Genomic DNA, 25,597 nt, shown 5'->3' with positions numbered 1-25,597 from the left:
CAGAACGAACAGAAACTCAGGGGGAAACGATGGCGCAAATCCATGTGACACTGTGCGCATTGCTGGTGGGCGCAGCGGGCGTGCTCGGCGCGAATTCGGCTTCAGCGGCGACGCTGGCCGAGGATGCGGACACCGTCTGCAAGGGCCTCGTCGGCGGCATCGACGCCGTGAAGATCGATTCGGCGACGTTGCTGGCGCCGTCGCAGCTTGCCGTCGCCGAACGCGGCCCGACGCCGTCGCAGCGCGTCACGCCCGCCAATCCCGGCTTCTGCAAGCTGCTCGGCCATATCGATCCCAGCGATCCCAAGGCGCCGCCGATCAAATTTCAGGTCAATCTGCCCGTCGAATGGAACGGCCGCTCGCTGCAATATGGCGGCGGCGGATTCAACGGCGTGCTGATCACGGGCCTGACGCTGCCGCCGGCCTATCCCTTCGACAAGCCGTCGCCGCTCGCGCGCGGCTTCGTCACCTACGGCACCGATTCCGGTCATGAGTCCAAGCCGGGCGAACCGCCGCAGCTGTTCGCGCTCAACGACGAAGCCTTCGAGAATTTCGCCCATCGCGCCTACAAGAAGGTGCGCGATGCCGCCGTCACGCTGATGCAGCGCGCCTACGGCAAGAGACCTGAGAAGATGTACTTCATGGGTTCGTCCGAAGGCGGCCGCGAAGGCCTCACCATGGCACAGCGCTATCCTGACGATTTCGACGGCATCTTTGCTCGCGTGCCTGTCATCAACTGGGTCGGCCTTCAGCATGCCGGCACGCGTTCCGGGCTCGTGACCATGGGTGACGGCTGGATCAACCCGGCGCAGGTGAAGCTTGTGGGCGATGCCGTGCGCGCGGCTTGCGACAAGGCCGATGGCTCCGATGACGCGCTGGTGCAGGATCCTGTATCCTGCAAGGCAGCGTTCAAGGCGGAGACGCTGCGTTGCGCCAGCGGCAAGACCGGCGATCAGTGCCTCACCGACGCACAAATCAAGGCGATCGAGACCCTGCATGCGACCTACAAATTCCCGTTCGCGCTTGCCAATGGCCTCGACGACTATCCGGGCTGGGGCGTGTCGGGCGAGGACACGCCGGCGGTTGGCCCGACCGGCGGCTGGGTCGCGTGGTGGCTCGGCACGGCGCCCCCGGCGCAGCCACCCACGCCCAATAACGGCATCGCCTGGATCTACGGTGCCGGCGGCATCCAATATGTGTTCGCGCGCGATCCCAAGCTCGACGTGACGACGTACAAGCCCGAACAGCACAAGGCGCGGCTGCTCGAGGTCTCCAGCCTGATGGATTCCACCGACCCCGATCTCAGCCGCTTCCGCGCTCGCGGCGGCCGGCTGATCATGCTCGAGCACATGGCGGACTACGCGCAGAGCCCCTATGCCGGCATCCGTTATTTCGAGAACGTCGAACGTAAGCTCGGCAAGGCCGAGACGGCTGAATTCGCGCGGCTCTACACCGCGCCCGGCGTCGACCATGTCGGATCCGGCGCGCCGGCCAATGTCGACATGCTGAGCGCGCTGGTCGACTGGGTCGAAAAGGGCAAGGCGCCCGGCGATTTGGAAGTCGCCGAGCAGAAGGTCGAGGCGCCGTCGTTTGCGACGCTTCGCGCGCTGCCGCTGTGCCGCTGGCCGGCCTGGCCGCACTACAAGAGCGGCCCGCTGACGGAGGCGTCGAGCTTCATGTGCGCTCCGTAGCAGGCGCACCACGTCGGAGGAAGCGTCACCCGGTGGCCATTGCCTGCGCGCCGCCGAGCAGCTGCGCGTTAAGCCGGCCGCCGGAGAACAGCATGTCGTCGAGGGCTTCGTCGATATCGGCGGAGACCACGGTGTTGCCGCCGTCCCGCGCAATGCTTCCTTGCGCCAGCCGCCGCATCAGCTCCTTGATGAAGGCGCAACTCGTGCCGTCGCTACGCCGGGCAGCCTCTGCGATGACCGCCTCGTCGAGCGGCAGTCCCTTGCCGTAGAGCCGGACCAGCTTGCCGCGGCCGGTCTCGTTGGGTAGCGGCACTTCGATGGCTTGGTCGATGCGGCCGGGGCGACCCGCGAGAGCACCTTCGAGGTCCTCCGGCCGGTTGGTGGTCAGGACGAACAGGATGTCGGCATCTTCCTTCAGCCCGTCCATCTCGTTGAGCAGCTTGTTCAGCATGGATTCCTCACACGGCCCCATGTCATCGCGGTCACGGGCGATGAGATCGACATCCTCGATCACCACCATCGACGGCTGGAGCAGCCGTGCCAGGCTCATATAGGCGCCGAGCAGACCGATCTGTTCGGCCGTGATGATCAGCGTCGTATGCCCGGGCAAATGCGTTGCGAGATAGCGGATCGTGTGGGTCTTGCCGGTGCCCGGCGGGCCGTACAGCAAGATGCCTTTGCGGGTCGATTGGCCCAACCGGCGCAATTGGTCTCGGGTGTTGACGAAGGTCAGAACGTTGCGATCGAGCAGCCGCAGGGTCTGCTCCGGCAGGATCACCTCGTCGCGCGACACCTGCGGCAAGCGATGCACCGTGATGCCGCGCGAGCGACCGCGATAGTCGGAGTCCGCATCGAGCGACAGGATCTTGCCGCGATAGGTCCGCGCAGCCTGTACGGCTTCTTCCAATTCACTGAAGCATTGCTGGACCAGAGCCGCGCCTGCGGAACCTGAAGGCACCAGGATCTCGATTCGAATTCCGGGCTCGCGACTGTATTCGCGGTGTGCGCAGAGCAAAACCGCATAGCGGAGATGATCCTGCTCACACAGCCATAGTCCGTTATCCAGACACTTGACCGGGCTCTTCTCGCCTACGTCGACGTCGGAATATTGCAGCGGGGCAATCGCGATCGCATAGCGGCCCTCCTTGAGCAGCCGTGGAATCGACAGCGTTTCGTAGCGCTGCTCCTCGTTCAATCCCACCAGCCGGATGGCCTTGCCGAAGAGCCGGTCGACTGCGGCCTGGAGATCGACCCGCATGTGGCCGGGAAATTGGCGGATCGTGGTCACGAGTTTGCTGCGCGCGGTGCTGGCAAGGTGCCAATCGAGAACGTCGCAAGCAAAGTCGAAATCTTCCTCTTGTTCGTTCGAGGGCTCATCCGCCGCACGCATGCAGTCGCTGCACAGCCAGACCGTGCGGTCGCCGATACGCACGTCCATCTGTCCCTCAGGCTTCCCGCAGAGTTCGCAAGGAGTCTTGACGGCCTCAAGCGTGACCTGCAGTCGATGGCCGGCCAAGCCGATGGATTGTTGCGCAGATTTGAAAAGGGCTTCGGCAACCGATTGAGGGTAAGGTCCGCAAACCGCCTTTTCCTTCTGCTCGATCTGAGTGATCAGCGCGGTCGCTTCACGATCTGATTTGCCGAAGACCTGCCGAAGCAGATCCATCACGAATTGGTCCGGCGTATCATCGTCATTATGAATTACGAGCTGGGTCGGCTGGTTCTCGCCACGCATACTGTTCAACACGAAAGGTCTCCGGGACAATCTATGATTGAATAGAACGAATAGGGAACACAAAAAGAAGCGACCGTCAAGCGGGGCGGCGGCGACTAATTGCGATTGGTGGCTGAGGTCCTGGTGCGCCGGTGCGGCCCTGTTCCTCGACGACTGCCGCGGCACATCGACCTAGCCGCCGCTCTTTGACAATCTGAACCGCTTCGACTATCTATTTCGCATGCGAAATAAAGAAGCCGGCGCGGGGCATCATCGGCTGATCTACCTGCTGAGCGTTGCGCAGCGGCGCTTGCAGCGCTGGATGGCGACGCAGCCTTCGAGCGAGGTCACGCCGGCGCAGGCAGGACTCCTGTTCATCCTCGGCAAGCGGGACGGCGTGCTGATGGGCGAGGCGGGCACGGCGCTCGATCTGGGGCCGGCCGGCATCTCCGGCCTCGTCGATCGCACGGCGGCTGCAAAATTGATCGAGCGACGGGCCGATCGCGAGGACGGGCGCGCCTGGCGCGTCTGGCTGACGCCGAAGGGCCGTGCAGCGCTCGCACAGGCGAAGGCCAACGCGGCACAGGTCAACGCGGCCTTGACGGACGGATTCACCAGTGCGGAGATCGATATCGTCGCGCGCTGGCTGACCAGCATTCAGGACAAGTTTCCAAGAGAACTTTCAAGAGAGCTTTCGAAAGATCCAGAGGAATAGAGGAGAGACCGATGACCGAGCACGTCCGGATCGAGAACGACGGCGGAATTCTTACGCTCACGCTGGCGCGCCCCGACAAGAAGAACGCACTGACGGATGCGATGTACGGCAAGCTTGCCGATGCCATCGAATCCGCCGAGTCCGATGCGTCGGCCCGCGTGATCCTGATCCGCGGCGAAGGCGACATGTTCACTGCCGGCAACGACGTCGGCGAATTCGCGGCGGTCGCAGCGGGCAAGTCGGAAGTAAGCCGCAACGTCGTGCGCTTCATCCAGTCGCTGGCGCGCTGCACCCGGCCCTTGGTTGCCGCGGTGCAGGGCCGCGCCGTCGGCGTCGGCGCCACGATGCTGCTGCATTGCGACCTCGTCGTACTCGCCGACAACGCGCAATTGTCGACTCCCTTCGTCAGCCTTGCGCTGGTGCCGGAAGCCGCCTCTAGCCTGCTGATGCCGGCGCGCATCGGCTACGCGCGGGCCTACGAGATGTTCGCGCTGGGCGAGACGGTGCCGGCCAAATCCGCGCTGGAATGGGGGCTCGCCAACCGCGTCGTGCCGCTCGACAAGCTCGATGCCGAGGCGCTCGCGCTGGCGCAGCGTCTTGCCCGTCAGCCGGCCGGCGCGCTCACCGCCACCAAGAAGCTGATGCGCAATGGCGAGGCGCTGGTCGCGCAGATGAATGCCGAAGGCGAGCAGTTCGGACTGCGCCTGCGCACCGCCGAGGCGCGCGAGGCCTTCACGGCGTTCGCGGAACGCCGCCCGCCGGATTTCACCAAGGTTGCGTGATGGCCGGGGCCGGGGCTCCTTGGGCCGGAAACTCACGCCCATTCGATTAATACCTTAACGGAACATTGGCATGTCGCGGGGCAAGGTGGTGCCCGAAGAATAGGCCCCCGACCTCAGGCCCCCGACACCATGGCAATGTTTAAGAAATCGGTAAGTTCGCTTCTCCTGACCTTGATGGCCCTGCTGGCCGCGGGTGCGCTGGCCTCTACGGCGATCCAGATGGTTGGGGCGTTCGGCCGCTATAGCGACAGCCTGGAGACCGCGCGGCTCGCCGCCGCCGACAAGGCGATCTTCCAGGGCGTGCTGGCGCTGCGCCACAATCGCGGCGATGCGCAGAGCGCAATCCTCGGCGAGGACGACCCGCGGGCAAAACTCGGCGAGGTGGAAAAGGCTGAGCAGGGGGGGTACGACGCGATTGGCGCAGCGCTCGCCACCGTCGATTTCGCCCGCCGCGACGAACTCGCTGGCACATTGAAGCAGGGCTGGAGCGCCGCCTCGCCGCAATTCCAGCTGTTCTACGATGAAGCCAAGCGCCCGCGCGCGGAGCGCAAGATCGAGCGCACCAACTCCTGGTATGATGCCGTCACCAAGGTGATCGACACGGCCAATCTCGCCTCCACCGCGGTCTCGAACCGTGCCTGGATGAACGACCCCTTCATCGCCCGCATGATCCAGGTTCGGCGCTTCGCCTGGCAGGTGCGCGATCGTTATGGAATCCATTGTTCGTCCCTTCGCTCCAACGTCAACGCCAGCAAGCCGCTCGATGACGCTCAGAAGCGGTCAGTGGCGCAATGGGATGGCACGATCGCCTCCGGCTGGGCGGGCATGGCCGAGTTGCTGGCTGCGCCGGACGTGGCGGCAGAGCTGGTGACGGCAGCGACGGACGCAAAGGCCACGACCGACGGTGCCCTCAAGCAGATCGGCGACCTCACGAAAAATTTTGACGGCAGCGGCAAGCCCGCGATGCCCGCCGCGGAATGGAATACGCTGTGTCAGTCACCCTTCGCGTCCATCGTCGCGGTGGCGAACAAGGCGCTCGACCAGTCGATCGTCCGGGCGGAAACGGTGCAGGCCAAGGCGCTCACCAATCTCGTCGTACAGTCGCTCGCGTTCCTGCTCGCGCTGGCCGTGACCCTGGCCGGCGTGTACGTGGTCCGCAACCGCCTCATGCGCCCGGTGCGCGCCATTGTGGACGCCATCGCCAAGATCAGCGCCCGCGACTACGCAACGCCCGTCCCGCAATCCAGGTATCCCGACGAGTTCGGCACCATGGCGGCCGCACTCGAAAGCCTGCGCGAGAGCGCGGCGACCGCGGAACGCCTGGGCCGGGAGCGCGAAGCGCAGCAGGCGCTCCAGCTCGCCCGCTCCGGCACCGTCGATGCGGCTTGCCGCAGTTTCGACGACACCGTGCAAGCCGTCATTCACAGCGTTGCGGCCTCGACGAAGGAACTCGATGCCACCGCGACCGACGTGCGCTCGCTGGTTACGGAATCGAGCAGCCAGACCGCGGCGGTCTCGTCCTCCGCCGAACAGGCCACCAACAATCTCGAGACCATCGCGGCCGCGACCGAAGAACTCTCGGCGTCCGTCGGCGAGATCTCCGCGCAGGTGCAGGCCAGCGCCCGCGAGGCCCGCGAGGCCGTGTCGCAGGCAGCGCAGACCAATGCGACGGTCGAGATCCTCGATCAGACCGCTGGCCGCATCGGCGAGGTCGTGAAGATGATCAACGCCATCGCAGGGCAGACCAATCTCCTGGCGTTGAACGCCACCATCGAAGCCGCGCGCGCGGGCGAGGCCGGCCGCGGCTTCGCCGTGGTTGCCGGCGAGGTCAAGAGCCTCGCCTCGCAGACGGCGACGGCGACGGAAGAGATCTCCCGCCAGGTCGCGGAGATCCAGGGCGCGACGGGCCAGGCGGTCACTGCCATCCGCGCGATCGGCGGCGCGATCAGCGGCATCGACGAGAAGATGACGGCGATCGCCGCCGCCGTCGAACAGCAGCGCGCGGCCACCACCGAGATCTCCCGCAACTTCCAGCAGGCCGCGCAGGGAACCCGCGAGGTCACCGACACCATCGGCAGCGTCGCCAGGCTCAACCAGGAGACAGGCAATGCCGGTTCGGTCCTGTCGGTGTCCGTGACGAAAATGTCCGCCGATGCCGATCGTCTCCGCGTCGCGGTCGAGGGCTTTTTGGGCGCGGTGAGGACCGCATAGCTTCGACAATCTTCCGTCCCTACGTCGCGCGATCGGCATTGCCGCCGATGCGCGCGGCGGGTACATCTGTGACGCGGCGCGAGCGTCGCGGCAGATGTAAGAGATATCAGGGATGGAGAGTTCGATGCCGGTCACGCCTCAACACAAGGCCCAGCGCCCCTATCGCGGCGTGTTCCCGGTCGCGCCCACCATCTTCGACGAGCGCGGCGAGCTCGACCTCGAGGGACAGCGCCGCTGCATCGATTTCATGATCGACGCAGGCTCGAACGGTCTGTGCATTCTCGCGAATTTTTCCGAACAGTTCGTGCTCACGGACGCCGAGCGCGAGACCGTGATGCATGCAGTGCTGGAGCATGTCGCGGGCCGGGTTCCCGTGATCGTCACCACCACGCATTTCAGCTCGGCCGTCTGCGCCGCGCGGAGCCAGCAGGCCGAGGCGGCCGGTGCCGCCATGGTGATGGTCATGCCGCCCTATCACGGCGCGACCTTCCGCGTGCCCGAGAAAGGCGTGGTCGAATTCTTCAAGGTGCTGTCGGGCGCAATCAAGATTCCGATCATGATCCAGGATGCGCCCGTCGCCGGCACGCCGCTGTCGGTCGAGCTGCTCGCGCGGCTGGCGCGCGATTTCTCCAACATCCGCTATTTCAAGATCGAGGTGCCGGGCGCGGCTGCAAAGCTGCGTAGCCTGATCGAGGCGGGCGGCAGCGATATCGAAGGTCCCTGGGACGGCGAGGAAGCGATCACGCTGCTCGCCGATCTCGATGCAGGCGCCACCGGCGCGATGACCGGCGGCGGCTATCCCGACGGCATCCGCCAGATTGTCGATCCCTACTTCGCCGGCAAGCGTGAAGAGGCGAAGGCCTCCTACGAACGCTGGCTGCCGCTGATCAATTACGAAAACCGCCAATGCGGCCTGATCGCCTGCAAGGCGATGATGCAGGCCGGCGGCGTGATCAAGTCGGACACGGTGCGGCATCCGCTCCAGCCGCTGCACCCGGCGACGCGGGCCGGGCTGCTGGAGCTCGCGAAAGAACGGGATGCGCTGGCGCTGCGGTGGGGGAAGTAGCCTCTGCCGGCGTCCTGGACAAGCGCGCCCGAAGGTTATGTGTTCCGCCTCCCGTGCGCGATTGCGCACTAGGCCGGGACGACACTGAGTGTGAGGCGCGCTGTGAGGTGCGCGCCCTGGCCTGATCCCGCCGGCTGAAAGCGTCGAATTAACGCGGTTCGGGCGGTTTCGCGCAGCCCGGCGATGACATATTGTTCGCTCGCCAACCAGGCCCGCGGAGCATATCAAGACATCGCGCAACAACTCTTCATTATGCCGCTATTCCGAACCAGGTTGGTGCGAACCAACGAGACAGGGAGGCAGTGCCATGACGATGAGGCCGGATCCCACCTTTCACGCATCGCCCAAGCTTGCGATGGAAGCTCCTGCGGAGAACTTTGCCTACACGTTGCTGCTCAGTCCGGATTTCTCAAAACCGGATGCTCTCGCGGTCATCGACGTCAAGCCGGGATCGCCGACCTACAGCCAGATCGTCCACACCGTGACGATGCCCAACAAGGGCGATGAGTTTCATCACTTCGGCTGGAATGCCTGCTCCTCCGCCTTGTCGCCGCTCACTGGGCATGCCTTCATCGAGCGGCGCTATCTCATCATTCCCGGGCTGCGCTCGTCGCGGATCTACATCATCGATACCAAGCCCGATCCGACCAAAGCCAAAATCCACAAAATCATCGAGCCCGAGGAAGTTTTCAAAAAGACCGGCTATTCGCGGCCGCATACCATCCATTGCGGGCCGGACGGCGTCTATGTGAGCACGCTCGGCGGCGGCGGCAAGGACGGCACTAACGGGCCTCCAGGCGTCTTCATCATGGATTGCGAGACGTTCGAGGTCCTTGGACGATGGGAGATCGACCGCGGTCCGCAGACGCTGCACTATGATTTCTGGTGGAACCTGCCGCGCGACTACATGGTGACGAGTGAATGGGCGTTGCCGCCGCAGTTCGAGAACGGAATCGTCGCGGAAGATCTGCTGGCGAACAAATATGGCCATCGTCTCCACTTTTGGGATCTTCGCGCCCGTCGCAACGTGCAGACCATCGACCTCGGCGCCAATCATCAGATGGCGCTGGAGGTACGGCCGGCGCACGATCCGGTTCGCGAATACGGCTTCGTAGGCGTTGTGGTCGACACCACGAATCTCGAAGCCTCGATCTGGACTTGGTGGCGCGAAGGCGGAAAATTCCATGCGGAGAAGACGGCGACGATCCCGTCCGAGCCTGCGCCAAAGGAGAAGCTCCCGCCGCTGCTTCAGGGCTTTGGCGCCGTGCCGCCGCTGGTGACCGACATCGACCTGTCGATGGATGATCGTTTTCTCTACGTCTCGTGCTGGGGCACGGGTGAGATGCGCCAGTACGACGTGAGTAATCCGCGAAAGCCGAAGCTTGCGGGCTCGGTTCACATCGGCGGCATCGCGCGCCGCACCCGTCATCCGAACGGCAAGGCATTTGCGGCCGGCCCGCAGATGGTCGAGATCAGCCGCGACGGCAGGCGGGTGTACTGGACCAATTCGCTCTATTCCACCTGGGATGACCAGTTCTATCCCGATGGCGTTCCGGGTGTGGAAGTCATGGCCAATGTCGGTCGCAATGGCGGCCTTGAGCTCGACAAGAACTACTTCGTGAGCTTCCCCGACGGATATCGTGCGCACCAGATCAGGCTGGAGGGCGGTGATTGTTCGACGGACTCCTTTTGCTACCCGTCGGCCTAGATTGGGCACACGCGAGCCTCGGCTGGCTGTGGCTCGCTCTTGTTGCGAGCGGTCTCTATCACGGGGTCAATCCGGGAATGGGCTGGCCGCTCGCCGTTTCGGCCGGGCTCATGGACAAGAGCCCGCGCGCGCTCTTTCGTGCTTTGTGGGCTCTGGCGGCCGGGCATCTCCTGGCAACGCTTCTCGTGCTGCTGCCATTCGCGTTCCTTCTCGTGCTGGCCGAGTGGCAGCGTTCGATCCAGCTCGGCGCGAGCCTTCTCGTCATCGGCTTCGGCGTCTATCGGCTGGTCGAGCGGCGCCATCCGCGCGCGCTGGCACGAATTCCGCCGACGCAATTGGCGCTCTGGTCATTTGCCGTTGCCATTGCTCATGGCGCCGCCTTGATGCTCGTGCCGATCTATCTCGGGCTCTGCCAGGCCTTCGAACTCGATGCCGGCCATGAGGCCGCCGGCGCGCTGATGAAGGCGAGTCTCGGGATGGCGGTGCTGGTGTCTTTGGTGCACGTTGCCGCCATGGTCAGCGCCGGCGGATGCCTGGCATGGCTAGTCTACCGCCATCTGGGATTGAGATTCGTCTCGCGAAGCTGGTTCAATCTGGATGTAATCTGGGCGACCAGCCTCATTCTGGTTGGCGTTGTGGCGCTCGGCTTCAATCTCGCGAGCTGGCACTGACGCTTACTGCGTCAAGGCCCACTCGCCGATGATGCGGAAGCGAGCTTTGGCGTCATCCTGCTTGAACAGCGCGACGCGATCGATCGCAAGCGTCTTGAGACCGAGCGCAGCAAACCTTCCCCGCAGCATGTCCAGAATCGGCCCGCGCCGCTCCGCGTCGAGCCGGCCCGTCAGCGTCATGTGGAAGCGGAATTCCTCCATCACGTAAGGATAGCCCCAGCGGTCGAGATAGTCGCGTTGCCGTTCGCTCAGCTTCTCCGGCTTGCGCCGCGCGCGGTCTTCCGCGCTCAGCGGCGCGCGGAAGGAATCGAAGTCGCGCGCGCAATCGGCGGCGAGCTGCTGGAGTTCGCCGACCGGCTCCGCCGGAATGACGGCGATGAAGCCGCTGATGGAATCGACGACCGGGCGGATCACCGGAATTGCGCGTGCCCTGCCGGCGAATGTCGCGCAGGCCGCAACAAGCTCGACCTCGCGCCTGTCGGACGCCAGCGCCATCGGCGCCTTCAGCGTGGCGTGAAAGCCGTATTTGCGGGGATCGGCGGTGACATCACGCCAGTCCGGAGCCGTGCGCAGGGCCTCGTCCGGGAACGGCAGCTCTCGGCCGGTATGCGCATCATAGCCGAGCAGTTCGGCGCCGAAGCGCGAGACGGCGCTGTCGGCACTGGCGGCATGATAGATCGCGTAGCGGGGAAAATCTGTCATGGACCGAACATAACCGGTTTATGCCGCGACGACAGCTTCGCGCGGGGTAGCTGCCATGCCAAGCAACCGCGTCGCGTCGGTGAGATGTACGAGCTTGCCGCCTGATATCACGGCGATCAGCCGCGGCCGCAGCGGCATGCGGTCGTCGACCAGCAGAATGTCCGCGCGCCGGCCTTCCGCGAGCACGCCGCGATCGGCAAGGCCGGTCGCGCGCGCAGGCGCGGCGGAGACCAGATTCCAGGCCTCGGTCAACGGCAGCACGCCATCGGCGGCGAGCCGGAACGCAGCGAGCAGCTGCGCGGGATAGTAGTAGTCCGAGGCCAGCACCGAGCAGAGCCCTTTGGCGATCATGTCGGATGCCTTGGTCCAGCCGGTGTGGCTACCGCCGCGCACGACGTTTGGCGCGCCGTAGACGATGGCATCACCGTGGCTTGCTGCCGCCCGCGCCGTCTCCTCGTTGATCGGAAACTCCGCGATCGCCACGCCCATCGCGCGAAAGCTCTGGCGCATCGCCGGCGTCGCATCGTCATGCGAGAGCATCCGCACGTCGGCGGCGCGCGCCGCCGCGGCGAGTCGCGACACGGAAGCCGGCACATCCGCGGCGCGGGACATTATGTGTCCGACCAGCCGGTCGAAATCTTCACCCGAGAGGCCGGTGCGCTCCACCATGCGGTTGCGCTTGCGGGGCTTGGCCATGTCCCCAACCGTGCCGTCCATGTGGTCGTTGAAGGCGAACAGGTCGACGCGGCCCTCGCTGAGCCACTGCGAGATCTCGGCCTCGGCGTCGAGATTGTAGGTCTCGTGGCGCAGGTGAAAGCGGGTGTCGGCGGCAAACTGCGGGCGCTGCCGTTCGATCGCCTCCATCAGGCCGCGCGCATTGTCGGCGCTGCGCAGGCCCGGCTCCCACGAACAGGTCGTGGCGTGAAACACCGTGGTGATGCCGTTGCTGATCGCCTGGCGATCGCTGTCGGCGAGCGCCACATCGATCGGGAAGTCTACCCCGGCACGCGGCATCATCTGTCGCTCGAAGGCATCGCCGTGCAGATCGACGATGCCAGGCAGCACCAGCAGGTCGCGCGCGTCGATCGCAAGTCGTACGCGGCTACGAGAGCCATCGACCTGCGCGATGTCCGTTCCGGACACGAGAAGCGACGTTTCGACGAACTCGGAGCCGATCAGGGCCCGGCCGCCCTCGAGGAATATGTCTGTCACGCGACCGCGCTTCGTTTGCTGGCAGAGGAAGGTGCCCCTGCTTCGTATGTCGTGAGGAAATCCTCAATCCCGAGCTTGCGGAAATCGGGCAGGGCTTCACGCAACTTGTCGTGATCCCAGTCCCACCAGGCGAGCCTCGCAAGCCGCCCCGCAACCTCTTCCGAGAACCGCCGGCGCACGATGCGCGCCGGATTGCCGGCGACGATGGTGTAGGTCGGCACGTCCTTGGTGACGATGGCGCCGGCCGCGATCACCGCGCCGGTGCCGATGTTGCGACCCGGCAGCACGATCGCGCCGTGACCGATCCAGACATCGTGGCCGATATGGACGTGGTGCTGGCGCCGCCAGTCGAAGAATTCCGTGTCGTCGCTCTCGCCTTCGAAATAGGCGCTCGACCGATAGGTGAAATGCGCCTGCGTGGCCCGGTGCATCGGGTGATTGCCCGGATTGATCCGTGTCATCGCCGCGATCGAGCAGAATTTTCCGATGGTGGTGTAGGTGATCTGGGCGTCATTCACGACATAGGAGTAATCGCCCATCGTCACTTCGTGCAGCATCGTGCGCGCGCCGACCTCGGTGTAGGCCCCAAGCCTGGTGTCGTGCAGCTTCGCCGAGGGATCGATGGTCGGCTGGACCGAAAGAGCTTTGGCGGCCATGTTGCATCCGAACGAGAGGGCGGGCGTTTCTCTTCGAGCGGCTTGATGACAATGTCATGACGACGCGGTGACAAGGGATGAACAGGGGATGAGGTGTGTAGGATCGCCGCACCGCAACGTCCGTGTCACACAAGTGTCAAGCGCCGGCGTTAGCGGTGGGTCCCAGCTACTCTGGAGCCCTGCATGCTGGTGGTTGAAGGTCTGACGTGTCGCTTCGGCGTGAAAGCCGCGGTGGACGACGCTTCGTTTCAAGTCTCTCCCGGCGGTTTCGTCGGCGTGATCGGACGGTCCGGCGCCGGCAAGTCGACCCTGCTGCGGACCATCAACCGTCTCGCGACGCCTTCGCAGGGTCGCATCCTGTTCGACGGCCTCGACGTCACCGCGTTGCGCGGCAAGGAGCTGCGGCAGTGGCGAGCGCGCTCGGCGATGATCTTTCAGCAGTTCAACCTGGTCGGCCGGCTCGATGTTCTCACCAACGTCCTGATGGGACGGCTCGCGACGATGCCAGCCTGGCGCTCGCTGTCGCAGACCTGGCCCGAGCAGGACAAGGCGCTGGCGATGTCCGCGCTCGAACAGTTCGATATCGCCCCGCTCGCAGCCCAGCGCGCCGATCAGCTCTCCGGCGGCCAGCAGCAGCGCGTGGCGATCGCCCGCGCGCTGGTGCAGCAGCCCGACATCATTCTCGCCGACGAGCCTATCGCCTCGCTCGACCCGCGCAACACCAAGATCGTGATGGATGCGCTGCTGCGCATCAACAAGCATTTCGGCATCACCGTGCTCTGCAACCTGCATTCGCTCGATCTGGCGCGCAGCTATTGCGACCGGCTGATCGGCATGGCGCAGGGTCGCGTGGTGTTCGACGGCGCGCCGGCCGAGTTGACCGAGCACGTTGCGCGCGAGCTCTACGATCTCGAAGCCGCCGATGTCATGGGCGGCACGCCTGCACCGGTGCGACAAGGCATTCCGGCGCTTGGAACGGCGGCCGCCGCCTGAGCTGCGCCGCTTCAGGACTCACCAGTTTTGCGTCAACCGACCTCAACCAATGAAGAGGCTATCATGATTACTCGCAGATTGATTCTTGCCGGCGCCGCCGCGCTCGCGTTCACGGCTTCCGCGTCCGCCGAAGACTGGAAGGCCAAATACCCCGAGCTGACCTTCGCGGTCATTCCGGCGGAAAACGCCTCGGGCGTCACCGAGCGCTGGGCGCCGTTCATGAGCTATCTCTCCAAGGAACTGGGCGTGAAAGTCACGCTGCGCATCGCCAACGACTACGCTGCCGTGATCGAAGGCCAGCGCGCCGGCAACATCCACATCGCGAGCTACGGCTCTGCCTCGTTCGCCCGCGCCCGCCTGACCGGCGTCAAGACCGACGCCTTCGCCAACGACATCAATTCCGACGGCTCGACCGGCTACTACTCGGTGTTCTTCGTCAAGACGAGCAGCCCCTACAAGAGCATCGACCAGCTCAAAGGCAAGAACCTCGGCCTGGTCGACCCGAACTCGACCTCCGGCAACAACGTGCCGCGCTTCGAGCTCGACAAGATGGGCATCGCGGATGCCGACACCTATTTCAGCAAGGTCGTCTTCACCGGCAGCCATGAGAACGCGATCCTGGCGCTGGCGCAGGGCACTGTCGACGTTGCCGCCAACCAGTGGACCAGCGATGACGATTCGACGCTGGCGCAGATGCTGACCAAGGGCATGCTGAAGAATGCCGACGGCTCGGCGATGAAGAAGGACGATTTCCGCATCATCCACAAATCGGCGCCGATCATCAACGGTCCCTATGCCTACAATTCCGACCTGCCGGAAGAGGCCAAGGCCGCCATCGCCAAGGCGTTCTTCGACGCGCCGGCCAAGGACAAGGCGGCCTTCGATCGCCTCCAGGACGGCCAGAAGAAGGGTTTTCATCCCGCGACCACCAAGGATTGGGATGGCACGATCGAGCTGATCAAGTTCGTCGATGCGCTGCGTAAGAAGAAGGCGTCCTGAATTTCGGGACGATGCCACTGGAGCCGGGTCGATGGACCCGGCTCTTTCTCTTTGATCGACCACCTTTCCTGATCAGATGACCGTCGCGGTTTCGATCCTTCCCGAGCAGCAGCTCGCCGTGCTCAACGCCGCCTATCGCCAGGCGGTCGCGCGCAGGCGGCTCCGACTCCTGTTTGGAGCCGTGATCTTCGCCGCTGCACTGTGTCTGGCCGCGTTCGGCGCCGAAGTGAATCTGCGCACGCTGTTCACCCATTACGGCAACTTCATCAGCTATTTCGACCGCATCCTTACACTCGACAACGGACAGCGGGTCTGGACCGATGTCGGCGAGTGGCTGTGGGGCTGGCGCAAATGGCTGAAGATGCTGGGCGAGACCGTGCTGATCTCCTATGTCGGCACGTTGATCGGCGCGGTTTTTGCATTTTGCCTCAACTTCTTCGCTGCTGAAAACACCTCGCCCGCGCCCTGGCTGCGTTTCACGGTGCGGCGCCTGCTCGAATTCGCCCGCACGGTGCCCGGCATCGTGTTTGCGCTGATCTTCGTGATCGCCTTCGGTCTCGGTCCGATGGCGGGTGTGCTCGCAATTGCGATTCACTCCACCGGCGCGCTCGGCAAGCTGTTCTCGGAGATCGTCGAGAACGCCGACATGAAGCCGGTCGAAGGCGTTCGCTCGACCGGCGCAAGCTGGCTCTCCTGTATGCGCTTCGCCATCCTGCCGCAGGTCACGGCAGGCTATGCCAGCTACGCGCTGCTGCGTTTCGAGATCAACGTCCGCGAGGCCTCCGTGATGGGCTTTGTCGGTGCCGGTGGCATCGGCCAGGAGCTCGTCGTCGCCATCCGCAAGTTCTACTACTCCGACGTCAGCGCGATCCTGCTCACCATCATCGTCACGGTCTTCATCATCGACATCAGCACCGGCTGGCTGCGCGGCCGCCTGTTCGGCAAGGAGGCGCGGACGTGACGGGACCGCAGGAGATCGACACCGCGGCGCTTCGCGCGCGCTATCCTGACGTGTTCGACCGGCCGGCCTCGGCGCGGCTCGCGATGCCGGCGATGATCGTTGCGGCGCTCGCGATCCTGATTTATGGCCTCGTCGATCTCGACTTCTCGCCCTCGCGCTTCGTCGCCGGGCTCAGCCAGCTCGGCTGGATCAGCCTGATGATGATTCCGCCGGATCCCGGCTCGTCGCTGCCGGTCTATCTGAAGGCGCTGGGCGAGACGCTGTCGATCGCGCTGCTCGGCACGACGCTGGCCGCACTGTTCGCGCTGCCGGTCAGTCTTCTTGCCGCGCGTAACGTCGTGCCGTCGAGCATTTTGCGCTTCCCGATTCGACGTTTCCTGGATTCGATCCGCGGCGTCGACACGCTGATCTGGGCGCTGGTGTGGATCAACGTGGTCGGGCTCGGCCCGTTTGCCGGCGTGCTCGCCATTGCCGTGTCCGATTTCGGCGCGTTTGGAAAACTGTTCTCGGAAGCGATCGAGGGCGCCGACCAGAAGCAGGTCGAGGGCATCCGCGCCTCCGGCGGCAGCGCGCTGCACGAGATCCGCTTCGGTCTGCTGCCGCAGGTTTTGCCCGTGATCGCCGGGCAGGTGCTCTATTTCATCGAGTCGAATACGCGCTCGGCCACCATCATCGGCATCGTCGGCGCCGGCGGCATCGGCCTCCAGCTCGCCGAGCAGATCCGCGTACTGGAATGGCAGAAGGTGTCGTTCCTGATCCTGATGATCCTGGTCGCCGTCGCCGCGATCGATTTCGTCTCGGGAAAATTGCGGTTTGCGATTATTGGGCGAAGGGCGGTGGCCTGATCACCGATTTCGTAGGGTGGGCAAAGCGAAGCGTGCCCACCACTTCAATCGCGACGTTGGATAGATGGTGGGCAGGGCGCAAGCGCGCCTTTGCCCACCCTACGATTCTTCACCCGTTCTCCACCAGAAATTCCACCCGCTCCGCGGCAAAGCGCGAATGCTTGGTCACCAGCGGCTTGCCGTCGAGATCGTGGTCGGTGGCATCGACCACCAGGATCGGTCGTCCCAGCGCCAGATCGAGCCGCGCGGCGTCGGTGGCGTCGACAATGCCGGCGGTGATCCGGGTCGCGCCGCGGCGATAGTCGCGGACGCCGTAATGTTCGAGCAATTTCGTCATCGAGCGGGTGGCAGCAAAGACGTCGCCCGCACCCGGGAACAGCTGCGCCGACAGCCACGTCGTGGAGACGCAGATCGGCGTGCGGTCGGCGAGGCGCATCGCCTCGATCCGCACCAATGGTGCGCCGGCCTTTAATCCAAGTTCCCGCGCGAGTTCGCGGGTCGCGACATCATCGGACGCCTCGATCAGCCGGCCATGCGGTTCGCGGCCGTCGGCGCCGACGATCTCGGAGAAGCGGGTCCGCGAGCGCAGTGGATAAGCGAGCTTCTGCGCCTCGACATAGGTTCCGCTGCCGCGTTCGGCCCGCACGATGCCGCGCTCGGCAAGCGCGGCCAGCGCGCGTCGCACGGTGTGGCGGTTCACGCGATAGGTTTCGGCGATCTCCACCTCGCCCGGCAGCTTGTCGCCGGCCGCAAAGCGGCCGTCGGCGATGCCGCGCTCGATGCCGTCGGCAACGAGGCGCCACAACGCCACGCCGGAGGAGGCTGTGTCCTGCATGCTCATGTGGCTCGGAAGCTACTCCAGAAATCACGCCTTTGTCACGAAACAGTCATGGCGCTCCCGTATGAAGTTGTCTAGTATCATAGACAACTTGGATTCGGCAAGTTCTGCAGAAAGTTTCGGTAGATCTGGTGACCCAGCACAACAATCAGCAAGCCCAGCGCAAGGCCGCAATGGCCGTGCTGGCGCACGCGGAGGCGGGCGAGATCGCCGCTCGCCTCCGCGCTCTCGCTTTGCCGGCGCATCAGGATCTGCGCGCGCCGGAAAACGGCCTCGTCATGCTGCGCGGCCGGGTCGGCGGCGACGGTGCGCCATTCAATCTCGGCGAAGCGACGGTGTCGCGGGCTGCGGTGCGGCTTGCGAGCGGCGAGGTCGGTTTCGGTTACACGCTCGGTCGCGACGGTGAGAAGGCGCGGCTGATTGCGCTGTGCGATGCGCTGGTGCAGTCCAGCGATTTCAGTGGCGCGGTGGAGCGGGACATCATCGCGCCGTTGCGTGAGCAGCTTATGGTCAGGCGCAAGCAAGCGGCGGCCGAGACCGCTGCGACGAAGGTTGATTTCTACACCATGGTGCGCGGTGAGGGGTGAGATCATGACCACGATTGCGGAACTGCCGCCGGGGTTCGCCGATAAGGTGCTGTCGGCGCAATCGACCTTTCGCTCGGTCATGGACGCGATGGCGCGGCCGGGGTCGGTCCAGCGCATCGTGCCGACATCAGGCGCGCCTCATGTGATGATGCGCGGCACGGCCGCGATCGCGCTGACGCTGTTCGATCACGACACGCCGCTCTGGCTCGATGCGCGCATGTCGGAAAGCACCGACGTGACAAAATGGCTGAAGTTCCACACGGGCGCGCCGGTGGTGCAGGATTCCTCGATCGTCAGCTTCGCGCTGATCAGCGAAGGCGGGGCGCTGCCTTCGCTCGAGCGCTTCGCGCTCGGCACCAGCGAATATCCGGACCGGTCGACCACGCTGATCCTTCAGGTCGAGAGCCTGCATTCGGGGCGCAGCTTCGAGCTGCGCGGTCCCGGCATCGACGGCGTCGCGACGCTCAAGGCCTCGATCAAGCCGTTCGACCTGTTCGAGCGACTTCGTATTAACGAAGCGCTGTTTCCGCGCGGCATCGATGTGGTCCTGGTCGCGGATGATGCCGTGGTTGCGGTCCCGCGCACCACGCGCGTCGTGAGCAAGGGAAGCTAAGCATGTATGTCGCAGTCAAAGGCGGCGAACGCGCCATCGAGAACGCCCATCGCCTGCTCGCCAGTGCGCGGCGCGGCGATCAAAGCGTGCCGGAAATTTCCCTCGACCAGATTTCGGAGCAGCTTGGCCTCGCCGTGGACCGCGTCATGAGCGAAGGCTCGCTCTATGACCGCGAGCTCGCGGCGCTCGCGATCAAGCAGGCGCGCGGCGATTTGATCGAGGCGATCTTCCTGATCCGCGCCTTCCGCGCCACGCTGCCGCGCTTCGGCGCGAGCGAGCCGGTCGAGACCGGCGCGATGCGGGTGCAGCGGCGGGTGTCCTCGACCTTCAAGGACATTCCCGGCGGCCAGATCCTTGGCCCCACCTTCGATTATACCCACCGCCTGCTCGATCCCTCGCTCGCCGAAGGCTTCGTACCGGAAGCGCCGGCGACGGCCGAAGCATCGACAGTGCCCACGCCGCGGGTGACGGATATTCTCGGCCGCGACGGCCTGATCGAGCCCTCCCCGCAGGCCGAAGAGGGCGCCAGCGTCGGCGATCTCACCCGCGAGCCGCTGAATTTTCCTGCCGATCGTGACCTGCGCCTGCAAAACCTTGCGCGTGGCGACGAAGGGTTTCTGCTGGCGATGGGCTATTCCACCCAGCGCGGCTACGGCCGCAACCATCCCTTCGCCGGCGAAATCCGCTTCGGCGAGGTCGATGTCGAATTTTCGGCGGAAGACGTCGGCTTCGCCGTGCCGCTCGGTTCGATCGAACTCACCGAGTGCCAGATGGTCAATCAATTCAAGGGCTCCGCGACCGAAGCGCCGTGCTTCACCCGCGGCTATGGCCTCGCCTTCGGCCAGAGCGAGCGCAAGACGATGTCAATGGCGCTGGTCGACCGCGCGTTGCGCGCGCGCGAGCTCGGCGAGGAGGCACTCGCCCCCGCACAAGATGAAGAATTCGTGATGTCGCATTCGGACAACGTCCAGGCGACCGGCTTCGTCGAGCATTTGAAGCTGCCGCATTATGTCGACTTCCAGTCCGAGCTCGGCCTGTTGCGCAAGCTGCGCCAAGAGTTTTCTGAAGCGTTTGCGGAGGCCAATGCGCCTGACGCCATGAAGGAGGCCGCGGAATGAACGCGCCTACCTATAATTTCGCCTATCTCGACGAACAGACCAAACGGATGATCCGCCGGGCGATCCTCAAGGCGATCGCGATCCCCGGCTATCAGGTGCCGTTCGCCAGCCGCGAAATGCCGATGCCCTATGGCTGGGGCACCGGCGGCGTGCAGGTGACGGCCGCGCTTCTTGGTCCGCAGGACGTGCTCAAGGTGATCGACCAGGGGTCTGACGACACCACCAACGCGATCTCGATCCGAAAGTTCTTCGCCAAGACCGCCGGCGTCGCCACGACGACGGCGACTGAAGATGCGACCGTGATCCAGACCCGTCACCGCATCCCGGAGACGTCGCTGCACGCAAATCAGGTGCTGGTCTATCAGGTGCCGATCCCCGAGCCTTTACGTTTCCTCGAGCCGCGCGAGACGGAGACGCGGCGCATGCATGCGCTCGCCGAATACGGCCTGATGCATGTCAAGCTCTACGAGGACATCGCCCGCTTCGGCCACATCGCGACGGCTTACGCCTATCCGGTGAAGGTCAATGCGCGCTACGTGATGGACCCCTCGCCGACGCCGAAATTCGATAATCCCAAGATGGACAATTGCCCGGCGCTGCAATTGTTCGGCGCCGGCCGCGAAAAGCGCATCTACGCGATCCCGCCCTATACGCAAGTCGTGTCGCTCGACTTCGAAGACCATCCCTTCGAGCCGTATCGCTTTAATGCGCCTTGCGCGCTATGCGCCGCGGAAAATTCCTATCTCGACGAGATCGTCACCGACGACAAGGGCGGCCGCATGTTCGTCTGCTCCGACACCGATTATTGCGAGGGCCGCCAGGCCGCCGGCCACCACGGCAGCCTCAGCGCCGCGCCGTACAAGGAGAAGGCGCAGGGAGGCTCACATGGTTGATCAAGATATGCTCGAACACGATCAGCCGCTGCTGGTTGCGGAGTCTCTCAGCAAATCCTACGGCCGTATCGCCGCGTGCCGCGACGTGTCCTTTGCGCTCTATCCCGGCGAGGTGCTGGCGATCGTCGGCGAATCCGGCTCGGGCAAATCGACGCTGCTTCAGCTCCTGTCAGGTCAGCTCGCGGCCAGCGGCGGCCAGGTGTCCTACCGGATGCGCGACGGCGTCGCCCGCGATCTTGCCACGCTGGGCGAAGCCGAGCGGCGGTTTCTGTTTCGCACCGATTGGGGTTTCGTCCACCAGGATCCCGCGCAGGGTCTGCGCATGGCGGTCTCGGCCGGCGCCAATGTCGGCGAGCGGCTGATGGCAGTGGGCTGGAATCATTACGGCCGCATCCGTGATACCGCGTCGGACTGGCTGACCCGCGTCGAGATCGACATCGCACGCATCGACGATGCACCGCGCACCTATTCCGGCGGCATGCGCCAGCGCCTCCAGATTGCCCGCAACCTCGTCACCGAGCCGCGGCTGGTGTTCATGGACGAGCCGACTGGCGGCCTCGACGTTTCCGTGCAGGCCCGCCTGCTCGACCTCGTGCGCAGTCTCGTCGCCGAGCTGCACCTCGCGGTCATCATCGTCACCCATGATCTCGCGGTCGCGCGCCTGCTGTCGCATCGCGTGATGGTGATGAAGGGCGGCCGCGTCATCGAGACCGGCCTCACCGACCAGGTGCTCGACGATCCCCGCGAGCCCTACACCCAGCTCCTCGTCTCCTCGATTCTGCCGCCATGAGCCTTCCCGGAAGAGTGTTTCAATGATCGCCATGATTGACGTCGCCAACACCAACAAGACCTTTACGATGCACCTGCAGGGCGGCATCGAATTGCCAGTCGTCAGCGGCGTGACCTTCCACGTCAATCCTGGCGAATGCGTCGTGCTGTCGGGGCCATCAGGCGCCGGAAAATCGTCGATCCTGAAGATGATCTTCGGTAACTACCGCTGCGACTCCGGCCGCATCGGCATCCGCCATCGCGGCGCGCTGGTCGATCTTGCCACTGCCGAGCCGCGGCAGGTCCTCAACATCCGCCGCGCGACCATCGGCTATGTCAGCCAGTTCCTGCGCGCGGTGCCACGCGTCGCCACTGTCGACGTGGTCGCCGAGCCGCTGATCGTCAACGGCCTGGCTCGTGTCGACGCACAGACGCGCGCGGGCGAGTTGTTGCATCGGCTCAATATCCCCGAGCGGCTCTGGCAGCTTCCGCCCGCGACCTTCTCCGGCGGCGAGCAGCAGCGCGTCAACATCGCGCGCGGCTTCATCTCGGATCTGCCGATCCTGCTGCTGGACGAGCCCACCGCCTCGCTGGATGCCGCCAACCGCGCCGTCGTGGTCGAGCTGGTCGCCGAAAAGAAACGCCAGGGCGTCGCCATGGTCGCCATTGTCCATGACGACGAAATCCGTCATCAGATTGCCGACCGCATCGTCGACGTCACCAGCTTCGCCGCCGCGGCCTGAAGGAAATGGATATGAACGCCAAGAAGGACATCGTGATCGCCAACGCCAGGATCGTGCTGGCGGAGCGGGTGATCGAGCAGGGCTGGCTAGCTCTCGCCGATGGACGCATTGCCGAAATCGGTGAGGGCAGGGCGCCCGCCGGGGCCGAGGATGCCGCCGGCGATCTGATCATGCCCGGCCTGATCGAGCTCCACACCGATCACCTCGAAGCCCATTACGTGCCGCGCCCAAAAGTGTTCTGGAATCCGGTTGCGGCCGTCGTCTCCTATGACGGCCAGCTCGCCACCTCGGGCATCACCACGGTGTTCGACTCGCTCCGGGTCTGGCGCGAGGATGGCGCCGAGGAAGTCGACGGACGCGCCGGCACGCTCGCCGCCGCGATCACCACCGCACGCGATGCCAATTTGCTGCGTGCCGATCACTTCCTGCATCTGCGCTGCGAAATCCCGATGCCGAGCGTGGTCGAGGAGGCCATGGAGCTGATCGACCGTCCCGACGTGCGGCTGATGTCGCTGATGGACCACACCCCCGGCCAGCGCCAGTTCCGCGACGAAGGAAAGCTGCGCGACTATTATCGCGGCAAGGGCGGCGGCAAGACCGATGCCGAGCTCGACCAGCTGTTCGCGAAGCGCTTCGAATATCAGAAGGCCTATGCGGCGACCAACATGCGCGAGATCGTGGCGCTGGCACACAAGTACAAGATCCCGCTGGCGAGCCATGACGATACCACCGAGGAGAACGTCGTGGACGCCGTGCGCGATGGCGTTTCGGTGGCGGAATTTCCGACCACGCTGGAGGCCGCGCGCGGCCTGCACGAGGCCGGCATCGACATCCTGATGGGCGCGCCGAACGTCGTGCGCGGCGGCTCGCATTCCGGCAACATCGCCGCGGTCGATCTCGCTCGCGAAGGCCTGCTCGACATCCTGTCGTCGGACTACATTCCCTCGAGCCTTCTGATGGCCGCGCTACATTTGCCGGAGCATGTGCCTGCCATCAGTCTTGCGGCGGCGATCCGCACGGTGACGAAGGCGCCCGCCGAGGCAGTCGGCCTGTCCGACCGCGGCGAGATCGCGGTCGGCAAGCGTGCCGATTTGATCCGCGTGCATGTTGCGGGCAGCGTCCCCGCGGTCCGCAGCGTCTGGCGCGAGGGGAGCCGCGTCGCATGAGCGAGGCCGCGACCGTGGCGGAGGACGAGACGGATGCGATCGGCCCTGGCCGGCTCGTGCTCGTGGTCGGCCCCAGCGGTGCCGGCAAGGACACGCTGCTGCGGCTGGCGCGGGCAGCATGCATCGAGGATCACGACATCGTCTTTCCGCGCCGTGTCGTGACGCGCGAATCCTCAGCCGACGAAGACAATGTCGCGGTGAGCCCTGACGAATTCCGGCGCGCGCGCGAGCGTGGGGATTTCGCCGTGCATTGGGAAGCGCATGGGCATTGCTACGCGCTGCCGCTCGACCTCAACGATGATATTCGTGCCGGACGCGCCGTCGTGGCCAATGTTTCGCGCACGGTGATCGGCGCGCTACGCCAGACCTATGCAAACGTCGTGGTGGTCGCGATCACGGCGCCACCGGATGTGCTGGCGCAGCGGCTTGCCGCCCGCGCCCGGGACAGCGACGGTAATATCGCGGACCGGCTGACGCGCAGCGTCGGCGACGCATCGGCGCAGGCCGACGTCACCATTCTCAACGCGGGCAGCGCGGAGTATCATGGCCGCCAGCTTCTGCGCGTGATCAGAAATCAAGGCTGGCACGAATAGCCGGCACAACAAGGAGACTGGAATGTCGGTGATCGAAACGGTCGAGCAGCTGGAGGCCATCTACGGCGTCACCAATGACGCCTCGACCGTGAAAGTCGCCGACCACGTCACCCCGCTCTATCGCGTCTTCATCGAAAAGGCCCCGTTCGCCGCGCTCGCCACCATCGGACCCGAGGGGATCGACTGCTCGCCGCGCGGCGATCTCTCCGGCTTCGTCCGCATTCATGACCCGAAGACGCTGATGCTGCCGGATCGCCGCGGAAACAATCGGGTCGATTCTTTGCGCAACATCGTGCGCGATCCCAGGGTGTCGCTGATGTTCCTGATCCCCGGCTCCGGCAATGCGGTCCGCGCCAATGGCCGGGCCTATGTTTCCATCGATCCCGAACTGCTCGCTTCCTTCAAGGTCGACGGCAAGGCGCCGCGCAGCGTCATGGTGATGACGGTCCACGAAATCTACTTCCAGTGCGCCCGCGCCATCGTCCGCTCCGATCTCTGGAATCCCGACAAGCGCATCGACCCCAAGACGCTGCCGACACCCGGCCAGATCCTCGCCGAGATGAGTGAGAACAAGGTCGGCGGCGCGGAGTATGATCGCGCCTGGCCCGAGCGGGCCGCGGCGACGATGTGGTGAGCTCTCTTCCCTCTCCCCTGCGGGAGAGGGTGGCTCGCCGCGACAGCGGCGAGACGGGTGAGGGGTTCTCTCCGCGCGCGACTCTCTTCTGGATTCGCTGAGGCAACCCCTCATCCGGCGCTTCGCGCCACCTTCTGCCGCAAGGGGAGAAGGAAAGAACTCATCGCGAGATAAATTCGATTGCCTGCGCTCGCGCCCGGAGAAGTGCCGATGCGCGCCGGTGGTAATTATGGATAGCCATTTCATTGACCGATCGCGCCAAACACTCGATAGTCGAGGCATCGAAACTGCTCCTCGAGCCGAAGCCGCGATATGAGAACCGATCAGCAGCGCAATAGGGACGACATGCATGTGTGCATGACGCGGCGCTGTTTCTCGGCGGCCACCGGCGCCTGTTGTTGCTGACCGCCGTCTTCTAGCAGCACCTCACCCAGCAAATCCCGAGACAGGAACGCCGAGATCCCGGCGAACGAGCAGTCATGTCCCGAACTCAATCGAACGCTTACATCATCGAGATCCACGACCGCGCCGCCGGCATCGTCACGAAGGATACGCGCGGCTTCCGCTTCTTCTCCTCCGAGCGTCTGTTCGACAGCCTCGAAGGCAGGCAGTTCCGCTCGGCGCGCGAGGCCGAGCGTGCCGCCCGTGCCGTGTTCTCCGAACGGAGCCGGCGCGCGAATTCTCGCTTCTTTGCCAGCTGAAACCACCGAAAGGACCA

At 64.9% G+C, this 25,597-nt stretch carries 26 protein-coding genes; 21 read left to right on the top strand and 5 right to left on the bottom strand.

All coding sequences use genetic code 11. From position 1 onward, the window contains the following. Positions 1–29: 29 nt before the first annotated feature. Entirely contained in the window at positions 30–1,691 is a 1,662-nt protein-coding gene (locus BRA1253DRAFT_RS20980; RefSeq protein WP_007597638.1) for a tannase/feruloyl esterase family alpha/beta hydrolase, read from the top strand. Positions 1,692–1,716: 25 nt separating this feature from the next. Here BRA1253DRAFT_RS20980 and BRA1253DRAFT_RS20975 read toward each other — a convergent pair whose 3' ends face one another. Continuing rightward, a complete protein-coding gene (locus tag BRA1253DRAFT_RS20975; protein WP_007597637.1) occupies positions 1,717–3,438 on the bottom strand; it encodes an ATP-dependent Clp protease adaptor ClpS in 1,722 nt (573 codons plus the stop codon). Between the two features lie 208 nt (positions 3,439–3,646). Between BRA1253DRAFT_RS20975 and BRA1253DRAFT_RS20970 the strand changes: the two genes are divergently transcribed. The 6 genes from BRA1253DRAFT_RS20970 (at position 3,647) to BRA1253DRAFT_RS20945 (ending at position 10,558) form a co-directional block, all read left to right on the top strand. Then, positions 3,647–4,120: a MarR family winged helix-turn-helix transcriptional regulator gene (locus tag BRA1253DRAFT_RS20970; RefSeq protein WP_007597635.1), complete on the top strand. Its 474-nt coding sequence runs from the start codon at positions 3,647–3,649 to the stop codon at positions 4,118–4,120. Between the two features lie 11 nt (positions 4,121–4,131). Continuing rightward, positions 4,132–4,902 (top strand): enoyl-CoA hydratase, encoded by a 771-nt coding sequence (locus BRA1253DRAFT_RS20965; protein ID WP_007597633.1) that lies wholly within the window; start codon positions 4,132–4,134, stop codon positions 4,900–4,902. A 129-nt stretch (positions 4,903–5,031) separates the two neighbouring features. Next, positions 5,032–7,113: a methyl-accepting chemotaxis protein gene (locus BRA1253DRAFT_RS20960; RefSeq protein WP_007597630.1), complete on the top strand. Its 2,082-nt coding sequence runs from the start codon at positions 5,032–5,034 to the stop codon at positions 7,111–7,113. A gap of 124 nt (positions 7,114–7,237) precedes the next feature. Next, positions 7,238–8,179 (top strand): dihydrodipicolinate synthase family protein, encoded by a 942-nt coding sequence (locus BRA1253DRAFT_RS20955; protein WP_007597629.1) that lies wholly within the window; start codon positions 7,238–7,240, stop codon positions 8,177–8,179. A gap of 307 nt (positions 8,180–8,486) precedes the next feature. After that, on the top strand, positions 8,487–9,887 hold the full coding sequence (locus tag BRA1253DRAFT_RS20950) for a selenium-binding protein SBP56-related protein (RefSeq protein ID WP_007597628.1): 1,401 nt from the start codon (positions 8,487–8,489) through the stop codon (positions 9,885–9,887). 77 nt (positions 9,888–9,964) lie between these two features. After that, positions 9,965–10,558, top strand: coding sequence for a hypothetical protein (locus tag BRA1253DRAFT_RS20945; protein ID WP_088941049.1), 594 nt, complete (start codon positions 9,965–9,967; stop codon positions 10,556–10,558). A gap of 3 nt (positions 10,559–10,561) precedes the next feature. Here the strand turns inward: BRA1253DRAFT_RS20945 and BRA1253DRAFT_RS20940 are convergent, their stop codons facing one another. Genes BRA1253DRAFT_RS20940 through BRA1253DRAFT_RS20930 form a run of 3 tightly spaced genes read right to left on the bottom strand, consistent with a single transcriptional unit; the run spans position 10,562 to position 13,128 of the window. After that, on the bottom strand, positions 10,562–11,260 hold the full coding sequence (locus BRA1253DRAFT_RS20940) for a DUF1045 domain-containing protein (RefSeq protein ID WP_007597626.1): 699 nt from the start codon (positions 11,258–11,260) through the stop codon (positions 10,562–10,564). An 18-nt stretch (positions 11,261–11,278) separates the two neighbouring features. Next, the gene (locus tag BRA1253DRAFT_RS20935) at positions 11,279–12,472 is read right to left on the bottom strand and encodes an alpha-D-ribose 1-methylphosphonate 5-triphosphate diphosphatase (RefSeq protein WP_007597625.1); all 1,194 of its coding nucleotides are present in this window, start codon (positions 12,470–12,472) and stop codon (positions 11,279–11,281) included. Further along, the gene (locus BRA1253DRAFT_RS20930) at positions 12,469–13,128 is read right to left on the bottom strand and encodes an acetyltransferase (protein ID WP_007597624.1); all 660 of its coding nucleotides are present in this window, start codon (positions 13,126–13,128) and stop codon (positions 12,469–12,471) included. Before BRA1253DRAFT_RS20930 ends, BRA1253DRAFT_RS20935 begins: the two co-directional genes overlap by 4 nt. 183 nt (positions 13,129–13,311) lie before the next feature. Between BRA1253DRAFT_RS20930 and phnC the strand changes: the two genes are divergently transcribed. The 4 genes from phnC (at position 13,312) to phnE (BRA1253DRAFT_RS20910) (ending at position 16,926) form a co-directional block, all read left to right on the top strand. After that, positions 13,312–14,121, top strand: coding sequence for a phosphonate ABC transporter ATP-binding protein (phnC, locus tag BRA1253DRAFT_RS20925; RefSeq protein ID WP_007597623.1), 810 nt, complete (start codon positions 13,312–13,314; stop codon positions 14,119–14,121). Between the two features lie 63 nt (positions 14,122–14,184). Beyond that, positions 14,185–15,120, top strand: coding sequence for a phosphonate ABC transporter substrate-binding protein (phnD, locus tag BRA1253DRAFT_RS20920; protein WP_007597622.1), 936 nt, complete (start codon positions 14,185–14,187; stop codon positions 15,118–15,120). A 76-nt stretch (positions 15,121–15,196) separates the two neighbouring features. Next, positions 15,197–16,081 carry a phosphonate ABC transporter, permease protein PhnE gene (phnE, locus tag BRA1253DRAFT_RS20915; protein WP_007597621.1) on the top strand — a complete coding sequence of 295 codons (885 nt, stop codon included), beginning with the start codon at positions 15,197–15,199 and terminating at the stop codon, positions 16,079–16,081. Then, positions 16,078–16,926, top strand: coding sequence for a phosphonate ABC transporter, permease protein PhnE (gene phnE / locus BRA1253DRAFT_RS20910; protein ID WP_007597620.1), 849 nt, complete (start codon positions 16,078–16,080; stop codon positions 16,924–16,926). The genes phnE (BRA1253DRAFT_RS20915) and phnE (BRA1253DRAFT_RS20910) overlap by 4 nt, the downstream gene beginning before the upstream one ends. A gap of 109 nt (positions 16,927–17,035) precedes the next feature. Here phnE (BRA1253DRAFT_RS20910) and phnF read toward each other — a convergent pair whose 3' ends face one another. Then, the gene (gene phnF, locus BRA1253DRAFT_RS20905) at positions 17,036–17,767 is read right to left on the bottom strand and encodes a phosphonate metabolism transcriptional regulator PhnF (protein WP_035993736.1); all 732 of its coding nucleotides are present in this window, start codon (positions 17,765–17,767) and stop codon (positions 17,036–17,038) included. A gap of 170 nt (positions 17,768–17,937) precedes the next feature. Here phnF and phnG point away from each other — a divergent pair, with 170 nt between their 5' ends. The 10 genes from phnG to BRA1253DRAFT_RS20855 all read left to right on the top strand — a co-directional run bounded on the left by phnG (position 17,938) and on the right by BRA1253DRAFT_RS20855 (position 25,580). Next, positions 17,938–18,351 (top strand): phosphonate C-P lyase system protein PhnG, encoded by a 414-nt coding sequence (phnG, locus tag BRA1253DRAFT_RS20900; protein WP_007597616.1) that lies wholly within the window; start codon positions 17,938–17,940, stop codon positions 18,349–18,351. A gap of 4 nt (positions 18,352–18,355) precedes the next feature. Further along, positions 18,356–18,964, top strand: a complete 609-nt coding sequence (gene phnH, locus BRA1253DRAFT_RS20895) for a phosphonate C-P lyase system protein PhnH (RefSeq protein WP_007597614.1) — start codon at positions 18,356–18,358, stop codon at positions 18,962–18,964. A gap of 2 nt (positions 18,965–18,966) precedes the next feature. Then, the gene (locus tag BRA1253DRAFT_RS20890) at positions 18,967–20,082 is read left to right on the top strand and encodes a carbon-phosphorus lyase complex subunit PhnI (RefSeq protein ID WP_007597612.1); all 1,116 of its coding nucleotides are present in this window, start codon (positions 18,967–18,969) and stop codon (positions 20,080–20,082) included. Then, the gene (locus tag BRA1253DRAFT_RS20885; protein ID WP_007597610.1) at positions 20,079–20,975 is read left to right on the top strand and encodes an alpha-D-ribose 1-methylphosphonate 5-phosphate C-P-lyase PhnJ; all 897 of its coding nucleotides are present in this window, start codon (positions 20,079–20,081) and stop codon (positions 20,973–20,975) included. Before BRA1253DRAFT_RS20890 ends, BRA1253DRAFT_RS20885 begins: the two co-directional genes overlap by 4 nt. Then, complete coding sequence (phnK, locus tag BRA1253DRAFT_RS20880; RefSeq protein WP_007597609.1) at positions 20,968–21,765, top strand: phosphonate C-P lyase system protein PhnK; 798 nt, start codon at positions 20,968–20,970, stop codon at positions 21,763–21,765. The genes BRA1253DRAFT_RS20885 and phnK overlap by 8 nt, the downstream gene beginning before the upstream one ends. Before the next feature lie 22 nt (positions 21,766–21,787). Then, on the top strand, positions 21,788–22,486 hold the full coding sequence (gene phnL / locus BRA1253DRAFT_RS20875) for a phosphonate C-P lyase system protein PhnL (protein ID WP_007597608.1): 699 nt from the start codon (positions 21,788–21,790) through the stop codon (positions 22,484–22,486). A gap of 11 nt (positions 22,487–22,497) precedes the next feature. Beyond that, complete coding sequence (locus BRA1253DRAFT_RS20870; protein ID WP_007597607.1) at positions 22,498–23,652, top strand: alpha-D-ribose 1-methylphosphonate 5-triphosphate diphosphatase; 1,155 nt, start codon at positions 22,498–22,500, stop codon at positions 23,650–23,652. Next, positions 23,649–24,245 carry a phosphonate metabolism protein/1,5-bisphosphokinase (PRPP-forming) PhnN gene (gene phnN, locus BRA1253DRAFT_RS20865; protein WP_007597606.1) on the top strand — a complete coding sequence of 199 codons (597 nt, stop codon included), beginning with the start codon at positions 23,649–23,651 and terminating at the stop codon, positions 24,243–24,245. Before BRA1253DRAFT_RS20870 ends, phnN begins: the two co-directional genes overlap by 4 nt. 22 nt (positions 24,246–24,267) lie before the next feature. Then, on the top strand, positions 24,268–24,879 hold the full coding sequence (locus BRA1253DRAFT_RS20860) for a pyridoxamine 5'-phosphate oxidase family protein (RefSeq protein ID WP_007597605.1): 612 nt from the start codon (positions 24,268–24,270) through the stop codon (positions 24,877–24,879). A gap of 479 nt (positions 24,880–25,358) precedes the next feature. Then, the gene (locus tag BRA1253DRAFT_RS20855; RefSeq protein ID WP_007597604.1) at positions 25,359–25,580 is read left to right on the top strand and encodes a hypothetical protein; all 222 of its coding nucleotides are present in this window, start codon (positions 25,359–25,361) and stop codon (positions 25,578–25,580) included. Positions 25,581–25,597: the final 17 nt, after the last annotated feature.

Origin of the sequence: Bradyrhizobium sp. WSM1253, assembly GCF_000244935.1 — a bacterium.
Lineage (GTDB): Bacteria > Pseudomonadota > Alphaproteobacteria > Rhizobiales > Xanthobacteraceae > Bradyrhizobium > Bradyrhizobium canariense.
The sequence above is the reverse complement of the archived record's forward strand: the minus strand, read 5'-3'. Positions and strand labels throughout refer to the sequence as shown.